The sequence below is a fragment of the Dyadobacter endophyticus genome (genome assembly GCF_014641595.1).
Lineage (GTDB): Bacteria > Bacteroidota > Bacteroidia > Cytophagales > Spirosomataceae > Dyadobacter > Dyadobacter endophyticus.
In genome coordinates, this window is sequence record NZ_BMIA01000001.1 from 802,423 (window position 1) to 819,334 (window position 16,912).

At 50.6% G+C, this 16,912-nt stretch carries 13 protein-coding genes; 5 read left to right on the forward strand and 8 right to left on the reverse strand.

The window, feature by feature from the left end; translation table 11 throughout:
* Positions 1-4: 4 nt before the first annotated feature.
* On the reverse strand, positions 5-1,933 hold the full coding sequence (locus tag IEY24_RS03300; protein WP_188928616.1) for a CocE/NonD family hydrolase: 1,929 nt from the start codon (positions 1,931-1,933) through the stop codon (positions 5-7).
* A 172-nt stretch (positions 1,934-2,105) separates the two neighbouring features.
* On the opposite strand from IEY24_RS03300, the gene IEY24_RS03305 reads away from it, so the two are divergent.
* The 4 genes from IEY24_RS03305 (at position 2,106) to IEY24_RS03320 (ending at position 6,205) form a co-directional block, all read left to right on the forward strand.
* Positions 2,106-2,477: a hypothetical protein gene (locus IEY24_RS03305; RefSeq protein ID WP_188928618.1), complete on the forward strand. Its 372-nt coding sequence runs from the start codon at positions 2,106-2,108 to the stop codon at positions 2,475-2,477.
* Between the two features lie 77 nt (positions 2,478-2,554).
* Positions 2,555-3,040 (forward strand): helix-turn-helix transcriptional regulator, encoded by a 486-nt coding sequence (locus IEY24_RS03310; RefSeq protein WP_188928620.1) that lies wholly within the window; start codon positions 2,555-2,557, stop codon positions 3,038-3,040.
* Between the two features lie 172 nt (positions 3,041-3,212).
* Positions 3,213-3,746, forward strand: coding sequence for a DUF4199 domain-containing protein (locus IEY24_RS03315; RefSeq protein ID WP_188928622.1), 534 nt, complete (start codon positions 3,213-3,215; stop codon positions 3,744-3,746).
* Positions 3,747-3,841: 95 nt separating this feature from the next.
* Entirely contained in the window at positions 3,842-6,205 is a 2,364-nt protein-coding gene (locus IEY24_RS03320) for a T9SS type A sorting domain-containing protein (RefSeq protein ID WP_188928625.1), read from the forward strand.
* A gap of 4 nt (positions 6,206-6,209) precedes the next feature.
* Here the strand turns inward: IEY24_RS03320 and IEY24_RS03325 are convergent, their stop codons facing one another.
* Together IEY24_RS03325 and IEY24_RS03330 are read right to left on the reverse strand one after the other, a co-directional pair.
* Complete coding sequence (locus IEY24_RS03325; RefSeq protein WP_188928627.1) at positions 6,210-8,315, reverse strand: metallophosphoesterase; 2,106 nt, start codon at positions 8,313-8,315, stop codon at positions 6,210-6,212.
* A complete protein-coding gene (locus IEY24_RS03330) occupies positions 8,312-10,096 on the reverse strand; it encodes a cytochrome-c peroxidase (RefSeq protein WP_188928629.1) in 1,785 nt (594 codons plus the stop codon). Before IEY24_RS03330 ends, IEY24_RS03325 begins: the two co-directional genes overlap by 4 nt.
* 100 nt (positions 10,097-10,196) lie before the next feature.
* Between IEY24_RS03330 and IEY24_RS03335 the strand changes: the two genes are divergently transcribed.
* A complete protein-coding gene (locus IEY24_RS03335; RefSeq protein ID WP_188928631.1) occupies positions 10,197-11,069 on the forward strand; it encodes an AraC family transcriptional regulator in 873 nt (290 codons plus the stop codon).
* A gap of 5 nt (positions 11,070-11,074) precedes the next feature.
* Here the strand turns inward: IEY24_RS03335 and IEY24_RS03340 are convergent, their stop codons facing one another.
* From IEY24_RS03340 to IEY24_RS03360, 5 genes are all read right to left on the reverse strand, one after another.
* A complete protein-coding gene (locus tag IEY24_RS03340; RefSeq protein ID WP_188928633.1) occupies positions 11,075-11,455 on the reverse strand; it encodes a DUF983 domain-containing protein in 381 nt (126 codons plus the stop codon).
* Positions 11,456-11,557: 102 nt separating this feature from the next.
* Positions 11,558-12,139, reverse strand: coding sequence for a chemotaxis protein CheB (locus IEY24_RS03345; protein ID WP_188928635.1), 582 nt, complete (start codon positions 12,137-12,139; stop codon positions 11,558-11,560).
* Entirely contained in the window at positions 12,121-12,930 is an 810-nt protein-coding gene (locus IEY24_RS03350) for a CheR family methyltransferase (RefSeq protein WP_188928638.1), read from the reverse strand. The genes IEY24_RS03345 and IEY24_RS03350 overlap by 19 nt, the downstream gene beginning before the upstream one ends.
* Before the next feature lie 4 nt (positions 12,931-12,934).
* Positions 12,935-13,294 (reverse strand): response regulator, encoded by a 360-nt coding sequence (locus IEY24_RS03355; RefSeq protein ID WP_188928640.1) that lies wholly within the window; start codon positions 13,292-13,294, stop codon positions 12,935-12,937.
* Between the two features lie 8 nt (positions 13,295-13,302).
* The gene (locus IEY24_RS03360) at positions 13,303-16,905 is read right to left on the reverse strand and encodes a response regulator (RefSeq protein WP_188928642.1); all 3,603 of its coding nucleotides are present in this window, start codon (positions 16,903-16,905) and stop codon (positions 13,303-13,305) included.
* Positions 16,906-16,912: the final 7 nt, after the last annotated feature.

A 16,912-nucleotide genomic window follows, 5' to 3' on the forward strand; every position in this document is an offset into this window, starting at 1 on the left:
CGCGCTACTCGACCACGCGCACGCCCACGTACGAGGACGCCGCACCCGAGAGGTAAATACGGTGTGTCGCCTTTTGAAAATCGGAGGCATTGGCTTTGTAAATGTTCACAAACTTCTGCGGGTTGCGATCCACGAGTGGAAACCAGGAGCTTTGCACCTGCACCATAATCTTGTGGCCCTTTTTAAAGCGATGGGCCGCATCCTGCATATCGAATTTCACATTTTCGATCTTACCGGGCCTCATGGGCTCGGGTTTGGAAAAGCTTTTGCGGAATTTGGACCGCATGACCTCGCCTCGGACCAGCAACTGGAATCCACCCATTTTCATGTTGGGGTTGATAGGGCTGTCGTTCGGCGCGTCGCCGGGGTAAATGTCGATCAGTTTGACGACGAAATCCGCGTCCGTGCCGGTGGTGGAGACGAAAAGGTCGGCAAAGACATTCCCTGAAATGGTCACATCTTCTTTCAAAACTTCGGACTCATAGACGAGCACGTCCGGGCGGCTGGCCGCGAAGCGCTGGTCTTCATACATAAAATCACTGCCGCGGATAATGCGGATTTCAGAAGTGTATGGCACCGGCTTGGCGGGGTCGCTGAGGTATTCGTGAAACGAAGGTTTGGCGCCCACCTGCATGGTGGTCATAGTCGGCGAAAAGGACAATGTGCCGTCCGGATGCAGGTAGAGCTTTTTCTCGACTGTATTTTTGGGAGGCCATTGGTCGTATTTGCGCCATTCGTTCGATCCGGTTTCGAAAATGTAGGCTTTGGGCAGTTTCGGGTCCGGCTGGTCTTTCAGGTAATGGTTAAAAATGGGTAATTCGATTTCCTTTTGATAAAACGAGCTTGTTTTAGCACCAAACCGGATATTTCCAAGCGATTCTCCTGTGCCGCGCGCCCAGCCGCCATGTATCCAGGGGCCCATAATGAGCCAGTTGGGCGTTTGCGGGTTTTTGCTGGAAACAGCATGATACGTTTTCAATGGCCCGTACAAATCCTCCTGATCGAACCAGCCGCCTACTACCATTACCGCAGGTTTGACGTTCTTCAAATGCGGTACCGGCGTGCGGGCTTTCCAGAAATCGTTGTAGGTTTCGTTCTCCATCATCTGGTTCCAGATGCGGTTCTGTCCTTTGAAGATCTGCTCGTCGAAGTTTTTCAATGGCCCCATTTTCTTGTAAAACTCATAGGAATCAGGCGTTCCCCAGGCCGAAAACTGGGGCGAAGGCTTAGTGGTGGGAACAGGCCGCGGTGCGCCATACGACGACAGGAACGCAAATGTACCCATCAGAAAAAACGCGCCGTTATGATGCCGGTCGTCGCCCATGAACCAGTCGGTAACCGGTGCCTGTGGCGAAGCGATTTTCAATGCCGGATGTGCTTCTACGGCCGTCATGGTAGTGTAGTAACCCGGTGCCGAAATGCCCCAGGTGCCTACTTTGCCATTATTCCCTTCGATATTCTTAATGAGCCATTCGATCGTATCGTAAGTGTCGGAGCTTTCGTCAGTATCGGTTTTTGCTTTTTTAACCGGTATAAACGGGCGGTAAGCTTCGAAATCGCCTTCTGACATAAGTTTGCCTCTTACGTCTTGATACACAATGATATAGCCTTCCCTTGCAAAGAGCATGCTCGGCCCGAGTGAAGTCTTGTACAAATCTTCCCCGTAAGGTGCCACGCTGTAAGGCGTGCGGTTGAGCAGGATAGGGTAGGTTTTTGTTTTGTCTTTTGGTAAATAAATGGATGTGAAGAGTTTGACGCCGTCACGCATTGCGATCTGACGTTCTATTTTGGTGTAATGCTCGCGGATGTAGAGGGAGTCTTCTTTGGGCGGGGTTTGTGCGCGAATGATTTGGGAGGTTCCCAGTGTAAACAGCACGAATACGTGCAGGGCTATCAATCTGCGGATCAAGGAGTGAAGTAACGCTGTTTTCAAGTCGGTAGCAGGATTAGTTTTAAGCCAATTTAATACAAAACCTTTTGAAATCGCAGTTAACGGCATTAATGCACCGTCTCCTTCCACAAACCATTGCCATTCATCACATGGCTATTGCAATTTCAAAACCAGTACTGTATATTGCATAGTACCTTGTAAACAATTGTTAGCTATGAAAATTAAATCATTACTGATCTCTCAAATTGTGGCGCTTGTGATGCTGATCTCATGCAACAACGGGGACGTGAGCATTGCCGTTAAGGATGAAGACGATTCCTATCGGTTCAAGGCCCACTTCGATGACAATCTGTCCCCGATGGTAGCCGAGTTTCTCAGTGACCGCATTTCGCCCATTCGGATCGATCCCGAACGGGAATCCAAGATCGTCACCGTTCTCTCGGATCATACCAAACTGACGGTCGAATCGTCGCCGGGTGAGCTGATGATTTACCTGGACAAGGACGAGAATAGCCGCGATTCCTACCACCGCGTTAAAAACCTTTGCGAAGGAGTCAAGGATGTGATCCTGAAACACAATAAATAGGAGTCTGGAAAATGCCGGTCAAACTAGACCGCTGACCGAAAATTTTTATTTTTGGTAAACCAACGGACTGGTTACAAATGGCTTCCAAGGCAATCAGCGATTTTTACCGCAGACACAGGCAGGAGCTACTCTACGGAGTATCGCTTGCCTTGTTGCTTTTTGTGCTCAGATGGCTCGAATTGCGGTTTCTGATCATCGACCATCTCATTGAAATTTATGTAGGGGCCATTGCGCTAATGTTTACCGGGCTGGGCATATGGCTGGCCCACAAACTTACTGCGCCCAGAGCCGAGACGCGGATCGTGGAGCGCGAGGTGTACGTTACGGCGGGCGAAGAATTCATTCTCAACGAGCCGGAGCGGCTGCGGCTGGGTATCAGTCAACGCGAGCTGGAAGTGTTGCAGCTGGTGGCCGAAGGGTTGAGCAACCAGCAGATCGCCGAGCGATTGTTCGTTTCGCTAAACACGGTGAAGACGCACTCCTCCCGGATTTTCGAGAAATTGGAAGTCCGCAATCGCACGCAGGCTGTGGAGCGCGCAAGGCGGCTCGGACTTATTGGGTGATGCGGGTATCTGTTGCGTTGGCCTGGTCAGGTGTGGCAATGTTTTGTCAGGCGTGGTCAAAGAATGGACGATAAATTCACCTCACTGACAAAAAATCACCTGAAAGTATGACTGTAAAACGGCCATAACGCTTCAATTTCGCAGTATTACAGGATACTTAAATCAAAATGATATGAACAGGATCATCGTTATCTGCGGGTTGATTTCGGGCGTGGTGGTGTCGACTTTTATGGTTTCTTCCATGGCGGTTTGCTATCAGAAGGAAAGTTTTGAAGGCAATATGCTGCTTGGCTATGCGGCCATGCTGCTGTCGTTTTCTATGGTTTTTGTGGGGATTAAAAACTACCGCGACAAGTACAACAGCGGCTCGGTCTCTTTTGGAAAAGCATTTAAAATCGGGCTCTACATTACATTGGTCGCGTCGACGGTATATGTGATCGTCTGGCTGGTCGACTATTATCTTTTTATCCCCGATTTCATGGACAAATACACGGCGCATTTGCTGAAACAGTTCCAGGCCGAAGGGCCCACGGCGGCCGAGCTTGAAGCGAAGGTAACCGAGCTCGCTGGCTACAAGGAAATGTACCAGAACCCGGTCATGGTTATCCTTTGGACATATGCCGAAATTCTGCCAGTAGGGCTGATTGTCACGCTCATATCGGCATTAATCCTCAAAAAGCCGGGCAAAGAGGTGCGGGCGGTCTGATATTGGAACTAATACTACGAAAAGGGTTTGTGATACGAAGGTTTTTAGCTATAATCGCCTGAAAATCTTTAAGTAAACACAAACCCTTCTTTTTTGTGAAAAAATTCTACCTCCTGCTGGTAGCGCTGCTGCCGCTTGCCGTACTGGCACAATGTCCCACCGACCTCGTCATCAACGATCAGGCCACGCTGGATAATTTTGTTACGAACAACCCGGGCTGCATTAACTTGCCGGGTAATCTCATCGTGGAAGGGTCTGATATTGTAGATCTTAGTGCGCTGAACACGCTCACGAGCGTGGGAGGTAGTATCACGATCCGGAACAATCCGGCGCTTACAACCCTGACCGGCCTTGGAAATATCCTTTCGGCCGGTTCCTCCGTGAAAATATATAGTAATCCGTCACTGGAAAGCCTCGACGGCCTCGAAGGCCTTACCGCGGTGACGGGCAGCCTGGTGATCGATACCAACGCCGTGCTGAAAGACCTTGCCGGTATCGGAAATATTGTTTCGGTAGGGGATTCGCTTGTGATCGCGCTGAGTGATTCCCTGAAATCGATCGGCGACCTTACGATTACTTCGGTGGGATCCGTGGTGGCAATATATGACAACCCGGTATTGGAAAGCCTGGCGGGGCTCGAAGGCCTGAACATTGTGCCCGGCGATCTGATCATCGACGGCAACCTCGCGTTGAAAAACCTGGCGGGAATCGGGAATATCGGCGCGGTAGGCGGGTCGCTGATCATCGGTACGACGGATTCGCTGACGACGCTCGATGATCTCACGATTGCATCCGTCGACAATTCGCTCCGCATTGGTTTCAATGCCAACCTTACCTCGCTCGCGGGGCTGGAAAGCATTACGCAACTCAATGGCCTTCTGGAAATCACGAATAATTACTCGATCAAAGATCTGAATGGTCTGAACGGGCTGGCGTCGGTAGGAGGGAGTGTTTATATTGATTTTAATGACAGCCTTCTCAATCTGCAAGGCCTTAACCAACTGACCTCGATCGGCGGCGAGCTTTTTCTGGAATACAACGTGTTTCTTCAAAACCTGGACGGGCTCAATCAGTTAGCCTCCATTGGCAGCCATCTCACCATCGCCGACACCGATAGCCTGACAAGCCTTTCTGCATTGGCCAACCTTTCTTTCGTGGGTGGTGGGTTTTATTTGTTCATAAATTCGTCGCTTAAAACCCTGGACGGCTTGCAGAACGTGCCGTCTTTCGGCAGCGAAATAGTAATCACACTCAATCCCGTGCTGGAAAACCTGGACGGGCTGAATGGGCTGACTTCTGTCGGATATTTGGGTATACAAATCGCACTCAACTTTGCATTGCAAAATGTGGACGGGTTAGCTTCGCTGACGTCCATCGACGGCGATTTGATAGTGATTTATAATTTTTCGCTGACAAGCCTTGCCGGCCTGAGTAGCCTGCAATCACTCGCACCGGACGGAACCCTGGTGGTCGCCGCGAACTTATTACTACCAGATTTGCAGGGGCTCAACAGCCTGACGACGGCCGACCGCGTTTTCATCGAGGCGAATCCAAGCCTCAAATCACTGGCGGGTCTGGATAACCTCACCTCGATAACCGACTCTTTGTCAATAACCTCTAATGATAGTCTGGCCAATCTCAATGGCCTGGCGGCATTGCAAAGTATCGGCGGCGGCTTCCTGCTAGCCGAAGACTCGCTGCTGACGAGCCTGGACGGTTTGAGCAGTCTCGATGTGATTGGCGGTACGATTACGATTGCCGACAATGCCGCGCTCGAAACTTGTGCTACAACGAAATTCTGCGCGATATTGAAAACCAAATCCGTCGATGAGGTGCTGATCGAGAATAACCTGGGAGATTGCGAGACGCGGGAAATGGTGGATCTCGCTTGTATACAGTTGCCGGTCACATTAATAACTTTTACGGCAAAGAAAGAAGGACGAACGGCAGTACTCGAATGGTCAACGAGCGCCGAGTCGAACAGTGATTATTTTGAAATACAACAAAGCAATGGGAGTGGCAAGGCGTGGATAGCGGTGGGTAAAAAAATGGCAGCCGGGGAGAGCGCCGCCATTACAACTTACAAATTTGTACATCCTAACCCGCTGCCAGGCATCAACCTGTATCGCCTGAAAATGGTTGATCGGGCCTCGGGCCGCACTCCGGATTTCGCCTTCAGCGGCATTCAGGCGGTAAGGTTCGATGATCTGCCAGTGCTTGAAATCTATCCCAATCCCGTCGCCGCCAGCCTGATCGTTCGTCCGGTGAATGGTGCTACTATCCGGGAGATAACATTATACAATGCAGCCGGCAAATGTGTCGTAGTCAAATCGCTGAGTACAATTTCTTTACCGCAGTCGGAGACGATCGATACGAGTCATTTGCCGGGCGGGATGTACGTGGCAAAAGTCGCGTACGCCGATGGCGCAGTGCATACCGGAAGGTTTGTTAAGAAATAAGTCGTTACCGGATCGCGAGTTTTTTGACGGCGGTCCGGCCATTGATACTCACTTTCAGAAAATAAATGCCGGTCGTGAGCTGGCTCGGCAGAAATGGGACGGGCGTCTGGCTGATCGTCATTTTCCGCGTATCTAACGTCCTTCCTGAAACGTCGGAGAGTATCAGTTCAGCTATCTGCGTCGTTTGCGCGGTCGTCCGGATCTGCATTTGGCTTGCCGATGAGGGGTTTGGAATGATCTCGATCTGAAGCGAAATGTCCGGTTCTCCGGCGAGGATCGGATCGATCAGCATTTGGGCGACGATCCGGGAGTAGATAATCCGGCCATCCAACGCATTCATAGCCAGACGGTAATAGTAGGTCTGATTAACCGGCAACGTCTGGGCCTGTGTGTCTGTAAACGAATATTCCCGCTTTTGCTGCGAGTTCGGCCCGCCTGAGACTTTGCCTATTTCCGTAAAATTCCGCGCGTCGTCGGAGCGCTGGACGGCATAATGTGCCAATTCGGTTTCTGTTTCGGAAGCCCAGTCGAGTGTTACTACATTTTTGGCGTCTTTTTTCGCAGAGAAACTGACCAGTTTTGCAGGATCAGGCTTAGGGACTTTTACGTGAAAAACGTCCTGAATGCAGTTTTGCTCGTCCCTTACAGTATAATCCGTACTCTCCTTGGGCTGCACCGTGATCGTCTGTGTCTTTGAACCATTGCTCCACACATAATCACCCACGAACGAGGCTTTCAGCTCCACCGATTGATCGCGGGCTATTTCGTGGGTTGTTTCCTTGTTTACACCTTTTTCCATTGTAAACCGGTCGCGTATGACGCCGTCGTTTCCTATCCATTTCAAATCGAGGCGGTTGCCTTCCACTTCGAGCATGAGTCCCCCGCCATGCTGGGCGTCGGAGTGGTACATGGCTTTATGCGGGAAATCGGGCTTAGGACTACCCAGGTGACCGCTTGAACCCGCCACTACGTAGACTGTACCGCGGCTCTGCGGGGTGTTTTTGATATACGGGCACGAATTGTCCGATCCGTCGTACCGTCCAGAGGAGCCGTCAATGACGTGTTTTGCAGCATCGAAAGTGTTGGCGTATCCGTAATGTCCGCCCATCAGGCGCGAGCGCTCGTACACGTGGCTATGCCCGCAAAGGATCAGGTCCACGCCGAGCCGTTCGAGAATGCGTATGAAGTTCTGGCGAATGGCCGTCATTTCAGGATCGCCATCCGATTCGCGGGAGCCTTTCGAATAGGGTGGATGGTGCCAGTATGCCACCACCCAATCTTTGTTTTTGTTGGCTGCAAGGTCCTTTTTGATCCATTGCACCTGCCTGCCCAGCGTGTCGTAAAGCCGGGTGGAATTGTCTTCGCGGCCATAGGAATCCAGCGAGAGGAAATGGACGTTGCCATAATCGAAGGAGTAAAATGCCTCGGTGCCGGATGGTTCTCCGCCGGCTTCGCCCTTGGTAGGCATCGTAAAAATATCGTAATAAGGAATCTTGTGGTCATTTTGCCGGGCCGGATTATCGTTGTCGTAATCGTGGTTTCCCGGGCTTGGGAAGAGCGGATTCTTTTTGAGGAAATTGTCTTTGTAATGGGCAAAGAAATTGGATTGGAATTCGGCATCGCGGCCAAATGAATAGGCATTATCGCCCAGCAAAAGCCACGCATTCATGTAATTCGCTCCCAGGTATTCGCCTATCCGCGCTCTTACTTCGTCCTGTATAATGGAATGGGTGCCGCAATCGCCCAGCACGCCAAAACGGTATTTGCCCGGCTTGCCGGCCACGGCGGTGGTCTGGAAATAGTTGTCGTCCCCAACCTGCAACACCGTAGTTTGCGAGCCGATCGAGTAGTAGTAGCGGGTTTCTGCTTGCAGGCCGGAGACCTTCACTTCATGTTCGGTCGTTTCGGCATTGTCGGTGAAAGCCAGGTCGAGCGACTGCGGGCCGCCTCCGATTTTTACCACCGAACTGGACGGCTTATCGGTACGCCACCGGATCACCATACTGGTTGGGGTCGCTACCTGCAGGTACGGCCCGCGCAGAAGCGTACCCTGCCCGTGGGCGACAATAAAGAAAATGGATAGCAGGAAGGTGAGTAAATATTGTTTCATATGCGGTCGGTAAGTGCCTTTAAAAAGGCGATAATATCGGATTTCTCCTGGTCTGTCATATTTAACGGTATTGGGGAAAGCGTTTGATCAGGTATTTCCAGACCGAGGCCTGCGCCACCTCCTTTGTCGTAAAACTCCATCACTTTTTCGAGCGTGGCGAATGCTCCGTTGTGCATATAGGGCGCCGTTACGGCTGCATTGCGGACAGTAGGTGTTTTGAATGCACCACGGAAATAGGGGGTAGGGCGGACTTCGAAACGGCCCTCATCGGGGTCGGCCCTTGGATGCAACCAATCGTCCGAGGCGGTAGTGCCCAGTATTTCGAACTCCGTGAGCGCATACGTAGGCGGAATCAGTCCATTGAAAAGCGGCGCAAAATGGCAGGTGCCGCATTGCGCTTTGCCCATAAACAGGTTGAAACCATTGACCTGGCTATCCGTCAAAGCCGTTTTGTCACCTGCCATATAGCGGTCGAAATCTGAATTGAAGGGCTGCAAGGTGCGCACGAAAGCGGCAATGGCTTTATATATGATTGTGTCGTTCAGTGATTTGCGGTTGGGCGCCACTTTTCTGATCAACCGCCGGTACTGTCGTTCCCTGGCTAACTTTCGGATGGTTTCGGCAGGTCTGCCATTCATTTCAAGGGTATCGTGGATTACGGTGCGGATCTGTTCTTCGAGCGTTCTGGCGCGCCCGTCCCAGAATTGCGCGTGTTGAAATGAGCCGTATAATAACGAAGGCGCATTACGCCTCACCGCCTGGCCGGAGTGGATGCCGATGCTTTTAGGCAGGCCGTCGGTAAAATGCAGGGCGGGGTTATGGCAAGAGGCGCAGCTGAGTGTTCCGTTGGACGATAACCGCGTTTCGGAAAACAATTTTTTACCTAATTCAACCAAGCCGGGGTGGTTGTTCGCAGAGTCGCCGAAAGCAGCCCGGTTAAAAGCATCGGGACTGAAAATGTTTTTGGCATTGTAATTTAAAATACCCTTCTCATTGATCTCTAAACCCATTCCGTTGATCATCCCGCCGAGGTGTTCCTGCAACGGTAATGCATAATGCGTCAGGAAATAAAGTCGGTCAAAACTGTCGAAATCCTTTGTTTTGACCAGATCGATTTGACAGGAGACGATGAACTTCCAAACCTTGTTGTCGTTGGACCGCTTCATATAGGGTTCCAGCACCTTGTCCATTACTTGAAAAGACACTACCGCTTCGTCCAGGCCGCTTTTCAGTAATGGGGCGTCATAGCCGGTGATACTCAGGCTCATAATTCGGATCAGTTCAATGCGTACGCTTTCCAGGATCTGGGCATCAGTAGCTTTGAAATTGTGAAGCAATGCGGGCAAGTCTTCCGCTGCCGCTTCAAGAAACCGGCATTGGTGGATCATTTCAGCTTTGTGCCCGCCCGGATCGTCAAATAGCAGCGCTTCTATGTACTGGAATCCGGAGGGGGCCGAATATTCGAGGTGTGGCTCTTCGATCTCAGTCTTTGGCGGGCGGTTGTAAATGCGCGAGGAAGTGAAAAAGAAGTATTCTAAAAAAAATGCGATCCGCTTGTAGGACAATCGGGTGTCTTTCAGTTTCTGTTCTGCATTCGCCAAGCTGAGGGCATTCGTGGAATCGATTTTTTCAATGGCAAGCCTTAATTCCTTCACTTGCGCCGCAAACTCCCTGGCATCGGTCCGGAACAGCTCGGTGCAGTTTTGTACGCCTATATCCTCCTGCCGCGATGCAGCAACGAGCAGTACCAGCGCAAAACACAGTGCAAGGGCCTTCCACATGGCGGGAACGAAGTTTAGGAAACATTCGCAAGATAACGAACAGGTGTCAAATCATGAATAAACGTTAACTTACCGGCCCTGACCCAATTTCACTATTGTCATGCACGGTTCATTTCCCCGGCTCGATATCGGCCCGCTTTCCGAATACCGCGAAGATCATATCATGATCGCACGCTTCTCGGATTATGTGCACGAACATCAGAGCCTTGTTTTTCCTCACCGCCACAGCTTTTATCATTTGGTACTTTTCACCGAAGGCAGTGGCCGGCACACTATTGATTTTCACCATTTTCAGGCTTCACCTTTTCAGATCTATTTCATGATTCCCGGCCAAGTGCATACGTGGGATTTTAATGAACAAATGGAGGGTTACGTCGTCAACTTTTCGGACTCTTTCTTTCAATCCTTCCTGTTGCAACCGGAATACCTGGATTCGTTTTCATTTCTCGACCAGGACAGCAGCAACAATGTCCTGATGCTGTCCGAGGGCATCCGGGGGCGTATTTGCGAATTATTTGAAGAATTACTCAGTCAAAATACGCAGGCGATTGCATGGCGCGACGATATGGTGCGGGTGCTACTGCTGCAAATCTTCCTGCTGATCGAACAGAGCGATTCGGTCGACAGAAAAAGCAATGGAGGGAAAGGGAAAAATGCGACGGTGCGGAATTTCATCCGTCTGATTGATAAACATTACGACCGCTTGCGACTGCCCGGGCAATATGCCGACATGTTGAATGTGACGCCCAACCACCTGAACGCGTTGTGCAAAGAACATCTGGGGATACAGGCGGGTGAGCTGATCCGCAACCGGATCGTTTTAGAGGCAAAAAGACTGCTGATCAACCTCGACCTGACCGTATCGGAAATCGCCTACAAGCTCAATTTCAATGATAACTCCTACTTTACCAAGTTCTTCCGGAAAGAAACCGGCATGACACCGGAAGATTTCCGGAAGAGTCCGGCAGTGTAAACGCATTATGCCCGTTCTTTGGACGAAGCCGGCTTGATGAACAATGCAAGCCAGGTCCGGCGCGCCATGCGGTAAAAGAGCGGTGTCAGGATCACCAGAATCGGTATAATGCTTATCAGGAAATAATCGAGATATTCTCTGAAAAGGTTCACGAATATCAGAAAGTAAATCACCATAAATGCCACGTACAACGCGTAGCTGACGTATAATGCGCCTTGGTAGAAACCTGGTTCTGGCACGAAATCGGCGCCGCAGTTAGGGCAATGCCGGTTCATTTTGTCGAAATTCCGGAGGTTATAGGCGCTTTTGGTTATGAAAAAATCACCCTCACCGCATTGCGGGCATTTGTTGAATAAGACGCTATATATTTTACTGGGCTTTGCCATGATCTTACTGGTTTAACTCTCCACAAATCTCCTCATTTACTCTTTTAAAAAGAAAGACTGAATCTCGCTTTTATGGTAGAAATCAACGGTCGCTAATAAAAATTATGCCAGTGAGTTAATGAATGCGGCCATTTGTATGGTATCAAAGACGTAGTCGACAGGCAGGTGGGTAAGGGCATAGTGCGGCATGAAAGGCATTTGCGCAGTATCAGGATTTTGCACTGCTGCTATGCCTCCGGCGCGTTTCACGGCTGTGAGGCCCCTGGTACCATCTTCATTGGCACCCGAAAGCAGTATGCCCACGAGTCGCGGCCCGTAGACCTCCGCGGCCGATTCGAAGGTGACGTCGATACTGGGCCTGCTGAAGTTGATTTTTTCCGAGTAATCCAGCGAAAAAGTGTGGTCATGTTCGATGAGCAAATGGTAATCGGCGGGTGCAAGGTAGATCGTGCCGGAAGTAATGGGCTCCTTGTCTTCCACTTCCTGGGTAGGGTTTAAAGTTTTGGAAGCCAATAACTCCGACAGCGAGGAGTCGGCCGAACTGCGCCGGTGCAACACCAGGGCGATAGGAAACGGCAGGTCCGCGCGCAACAATGGAAGCAGCTTGAAGAGAACTTCCAGGCTACCCGCCGAACCTCCGATCAGAAGGAACGCACAAGTATGGTTCAAATGATCTTCTTCCATATTTTTTCCCGGTTCAGTTGCTTGAACTTATTTTGTACAGCCGAGAATTTCAATGTCTCTTTCGTTCCCAATGCCAGGTGACCGAGCGTTCCAAGGCTTGCATCGAACAGTTTGAGCACCCTGTCCTGCAATTCCTTGTCAAAGTATATGAGCACGTTACGGCACAGGATCAGATCAAATTCATTGAAAGAGCTATCCGAGACCAGGTTATGAGTCGAAATGATGATCTTTTCCGAAAGTTCATTATCAAATTTAGCCTGGCCATATTGTGCCGTGTAATAGCTTGAAAAATCCCTGGTACCTCCCGCGTTCATGTAGCTTTCGGAATACTGCTTCATCAGCGCCAGGGGAAATATGCCTTTCCTTACTTTTTCCAGCACGCTCGGGTTAAGGTCGGTTGCATAAAGTAGCGAGCGCCGCAGCAGGTTGGCTTCTTTGAGCAGTATCGCCATCGAATACACCTCTTCGCCCGTAGAACAACCCGCGTGCCAGATCCTGATAAATGGTTTCGTACCCAACACGGGAAGTACATCCTCGCGCAGTGATTTGTAGAAACCAGGGTCCCGGAACATTTCGGTTACATTCACCGTCACTTCCTCTACAAACCGTTTGAGATACGAAGGGTCGCTGCGAACACGGTAGCGCAGTTCTGCAAAACTGGGGAACTTATCGAGCGAGCACAGCCGGATGATCCTGCGTTTCAACGAAGCGCGTGAATACCGCGTGAAATCGTATCCGTAAAGATCGAACAGGTCATTCAGCAAAAGATCGATATCTTCCTCTTCAATCATGGAGTCAGATGCTGCTAAGTACTTTCAATAGTTTGTCGACATCAATCGGTTTGGAAATATAATCGTCCGCGCCGGCTGCCAGGCATTTTTCGCGGTCGCCCACCATAGCCTGCGCGGTTACGGCAATTACCGGTAGCCTGCCGTCGAGTTTTTTCATCAGCGGAATGGCCTCGTAGCCGTCCATTTCCGGCATCATCATGTCAATCAGTACGGCATCCACAGGATTCTCGCGCCGCAGAATGTCCAATGCTTCGGTCGCCCCGGTGCAGGCAATGCAGTCGAACCCCTTTGATTTTAGCGTAGCTTTAAGTGCGAAGATGTTCCGTGCATCGTCGTCGACGATCATGATCTTTTTCTTTTCCATTATGAGGGTCACGATTTTTCATATAACCATACCCGCAGCAACGACATCAGCTGGTCGATGTCCACAGGCTTTGTAATATAGTCAGAAGCGCCTGCATTAATGCATTTTTCGCGGTCGCCTGTCATGGCTTTGGCTGTAACGGCGATCACGGGCAGGTTGCGCCACTGCGGGTTTTCGCGAATGCGCCTGGCTGTTTCATAGCCGTCCATTTGCGGCATCATCATATCGAGCAACACCACGTCCACCTCTGGGTTTTCCTGCAATTTTTGCAGTGCTTCTTTGCCGTCGAGCGCAGTCAGGACATTCATTTTATAAGTTTCCAATGACTTGGAAAGCGAGAAAATGTTCCGGACGTCGTCATCTGCGATCAGCACTGTTTTATTGTTCAAAATCTCGCTCAGTCCGCCCAGCCTTCGACCTTCGGTTCCCTTGCGGGCATTTTTCTTATTTTCTTCCACCACATGCAGGAATAGGGAAACCTCATCGAGCATGCGTTGGTAGGAATGCGCTGTTTTGACGATGATCGAGTCCGCATACTGCCTGATTCGCAGTTCTTCGGTCATTGAAAGGCTTTTTCCAGTAAAAATAATAATAGGAAGATGCTCCAAACCAGGATTCTTTTTGGCCTCTTCCAGGATTTCGTAAGCCTTTTTGTCGGGAATACCCATGTCGAGGATCACGCAGTCGACCTCATTGCCGGAAAGCGCCTTAATACCGTCGTTGATATCGCTTTTCAGTTCGGAATGGATGTCGAAGGTGCCCAGGTAGTAGGCCAATGCTTTTGCATGCATGGAATTGTCCTCGACGATCAGCACCTTCTTCGATTTCTTGCTGATCACATATTCGATTTTGCGGAATACCTCGTCCATTTTCTCGATTGCCACCGGCTTGTCGATAAAGTCGACCGCGCCCTTTTGCAGGCTCTCGTTTTTCATACGGTGCGACGACATAATGTGTACCGGAATGGGACGGGTTTCCGGATCGTTTTTCAACTGGTCCATTACTTCCCACCCACTGACGACCGGCAGTTGGATATCGAGCAGGATGCCCATCGGCCTGAATGTCCGCGCGAGTTCCAGCCCTTCGTCTCCCCGTACTGCTACAATGCCTTTGTACCCCTGTTTACGGGTATAATCGAGCAATGATTTGGCAAAAAAGGTGTCATCCTCGATGATCAGGATCGTTTTTGAAGCTTCATCCACTGTCGAGCGGTCGTCGGGAATGCTTTCGGGGATAACCGTGCTGATGAAGCGGTTCTGGGTTGCCGCTACCGCGCTTGGAGCCGTTTCCTCCTGATAATTCCCGAAGAAATTGACCGTTTCCGGTTCGGGACTGCCATAAGAAGCCCTGACAGGAACGAAGAGTGTAAATTCACTTCCCTGGCCGACAACGCTGGTGAGCGATATTTCCCCGCCCAACAGCTTGGCCAGTTCGCGGCTAATGGATAACCCCAGCCCGGTACCGCCGTACTTGCGTTTGGTAGAACCATCGGCCTGCTGGAAGGCTTCAAAAATATGATGCTGCTTTTCGGGCGCGACACCGATGCCGGTATCACGGACTACGAAACACAACATTTCATCATTGCCATCATTGGGTTTGGCGACAATGTCCACCGAGCCTTGCGCTGTGAATTTCAACGCATTGGATATCAGGTTTTTCAGGATCTGTTCCAGCCGCATTTTGTCTGTCTCGATCACCGGAGGAACCCCATCCGCGACAGTTACTGAGAAGTCGAGATCTTTTTCCCGTGCGACCGGTGCAAACAGGGTCTTCATATCGTCACAAATTTCTCTGACAGAAACGTTGACGTAATCCAGCTCCATTTTTCCTGCCTCAATCTTGGAGAGGTCAAGGATTTCGTCGATCAGGCCGAGCAGACCGTTGCCCGAGGATTGAATGACCGTCGCATATTCGATTTGTTCGCCGGTAAGGTTCTTATCGTCGTTTTCGGCAAGCAGCCGGCTCAAAAGCAGGATAGAGTTCAGGGGCGTGCGCAATTCATGCGACATATTGGCCAGGAATTCCGATTTGTACCGGGTGGTCAGTTCCAGTTCCTCGGCCTTTTTTTGTATTTCAATATTCTTTTCTTCCAGTAATCCGCTCCGCTCTTCGAGCTCCTCGTTGGTCTGTTGCAGTTCCTCCTGCTGTACTCTCAGCTCTTCCTCGGAAGCCTGCAATTTCTGCGATTGCGCTTCCAGCTCCGCATTCAGGTTTTCTAGTTCGTTGTGCTGCGTCTGAAGTTCTTCTGCCTGTGCCTGGGTTTCTTCCAGAAAATTTTGAAGTTTGACATAATCCAATGCTGAATTGACCCCGCTAGCCATTGTTTCCAGGTTTTCTTCCAGGAAACGCATGGTAAGTTCCTCCGGGGTTTTCAGGAAGCCCAGTTCAATCACGCCTATGCACTCATAGGAGTACACGAGTGGGAGAATCGCCAGTGCTACCGGACTGGTTTCCCCAAGACTGGATGTTATTTTAAGGTAATGGTCAGGAACGTCACGGACGAGCAGGGGTTTCTTTGAATCGATCACCTGACCGCACAATCCCTGCCCGGCCACGATGGTTTCCGGTGCATTTTGAGCCGCAAAGCTGCCCGTCAGGCGGAAATTCCAGTCGGTGTCTAGAATATACATCGTCCCCAGATGCGCGCCGGAGTATGCGGTGAGGGTGTTGATCAACTTTGAGGAGAGCTTTTTGAGCACGCGCTCACCTCGGATCGCATCGTTGATCTGCACATCTCCGGCCTGCAACCAGTTCTGAATACTCAAATCGTGGAATGTCTGTTCGAGCGAGCCGGCCATGATATTCAGCGCCGTGGAAATCCGGCCGAGTTCATCGTCGGTTTCGTCGGTGCTGCGGGCCGAATAGTCGCCATCGGACACCTGCCGTGTAACCTGCTCTATATGGCCGATGCGGCGGCTGGTTTCGGCGTACTTTTCTTCGTCCAGTCTCTGTTGTGCGATCCGCTTGCCGATATCCGCGCGGATGCGCAAGTAGGAGGATATCGTGATCAGGATCGATATCAGTGCGGCGGCTATCAGCAGAATAGGGGTATACTTAATATAAACCTGCTGCTGCTCGAGGCGTTCGGCCAGTTTGTTACTTTCTTCTTCCTTGATCCGTTCGGAAGCGAGCCGCAGATCGTCCATTATTTTTTTGCCCCTCACCATTTCCCGCAGTCGTGCATCGGTGTCGTCCACGAAATTGGAGTTCTTTTTGGCCATATCGATGATATTCTGCATCTGGCCGAATTTAGCTTCGTAGAGCGCCTTTATCTCCCGCAGGTTCTTTTGTTGTAGCGGGTTATCTGCGGTTAGCTCCACCAGGTTGTTGTAGCTGTTGGTGGTTTTTTCGTAAGCGCCCTCATAAGGTTCCAGGAATTGGGGCTCGCTTGTTATCAGAAACCCGCGCTGGCCGGTTTCCGCATCTTTCATATGCGAAATAATAGCCTCCGCCTCAATGAGCACTGCATTGGTGTGGTTGACGAGCTCCGAGTTATTGATCAGTTTCTGCGTACTGTAATAGGACGCCAGAAGGCTGAAAAAAAGGAGCAGGATGGAGAAGGAAAAGACGATCTGTAATTGTTGGATGATCGAATTGGAAACTTTCTTCATAAAGGGC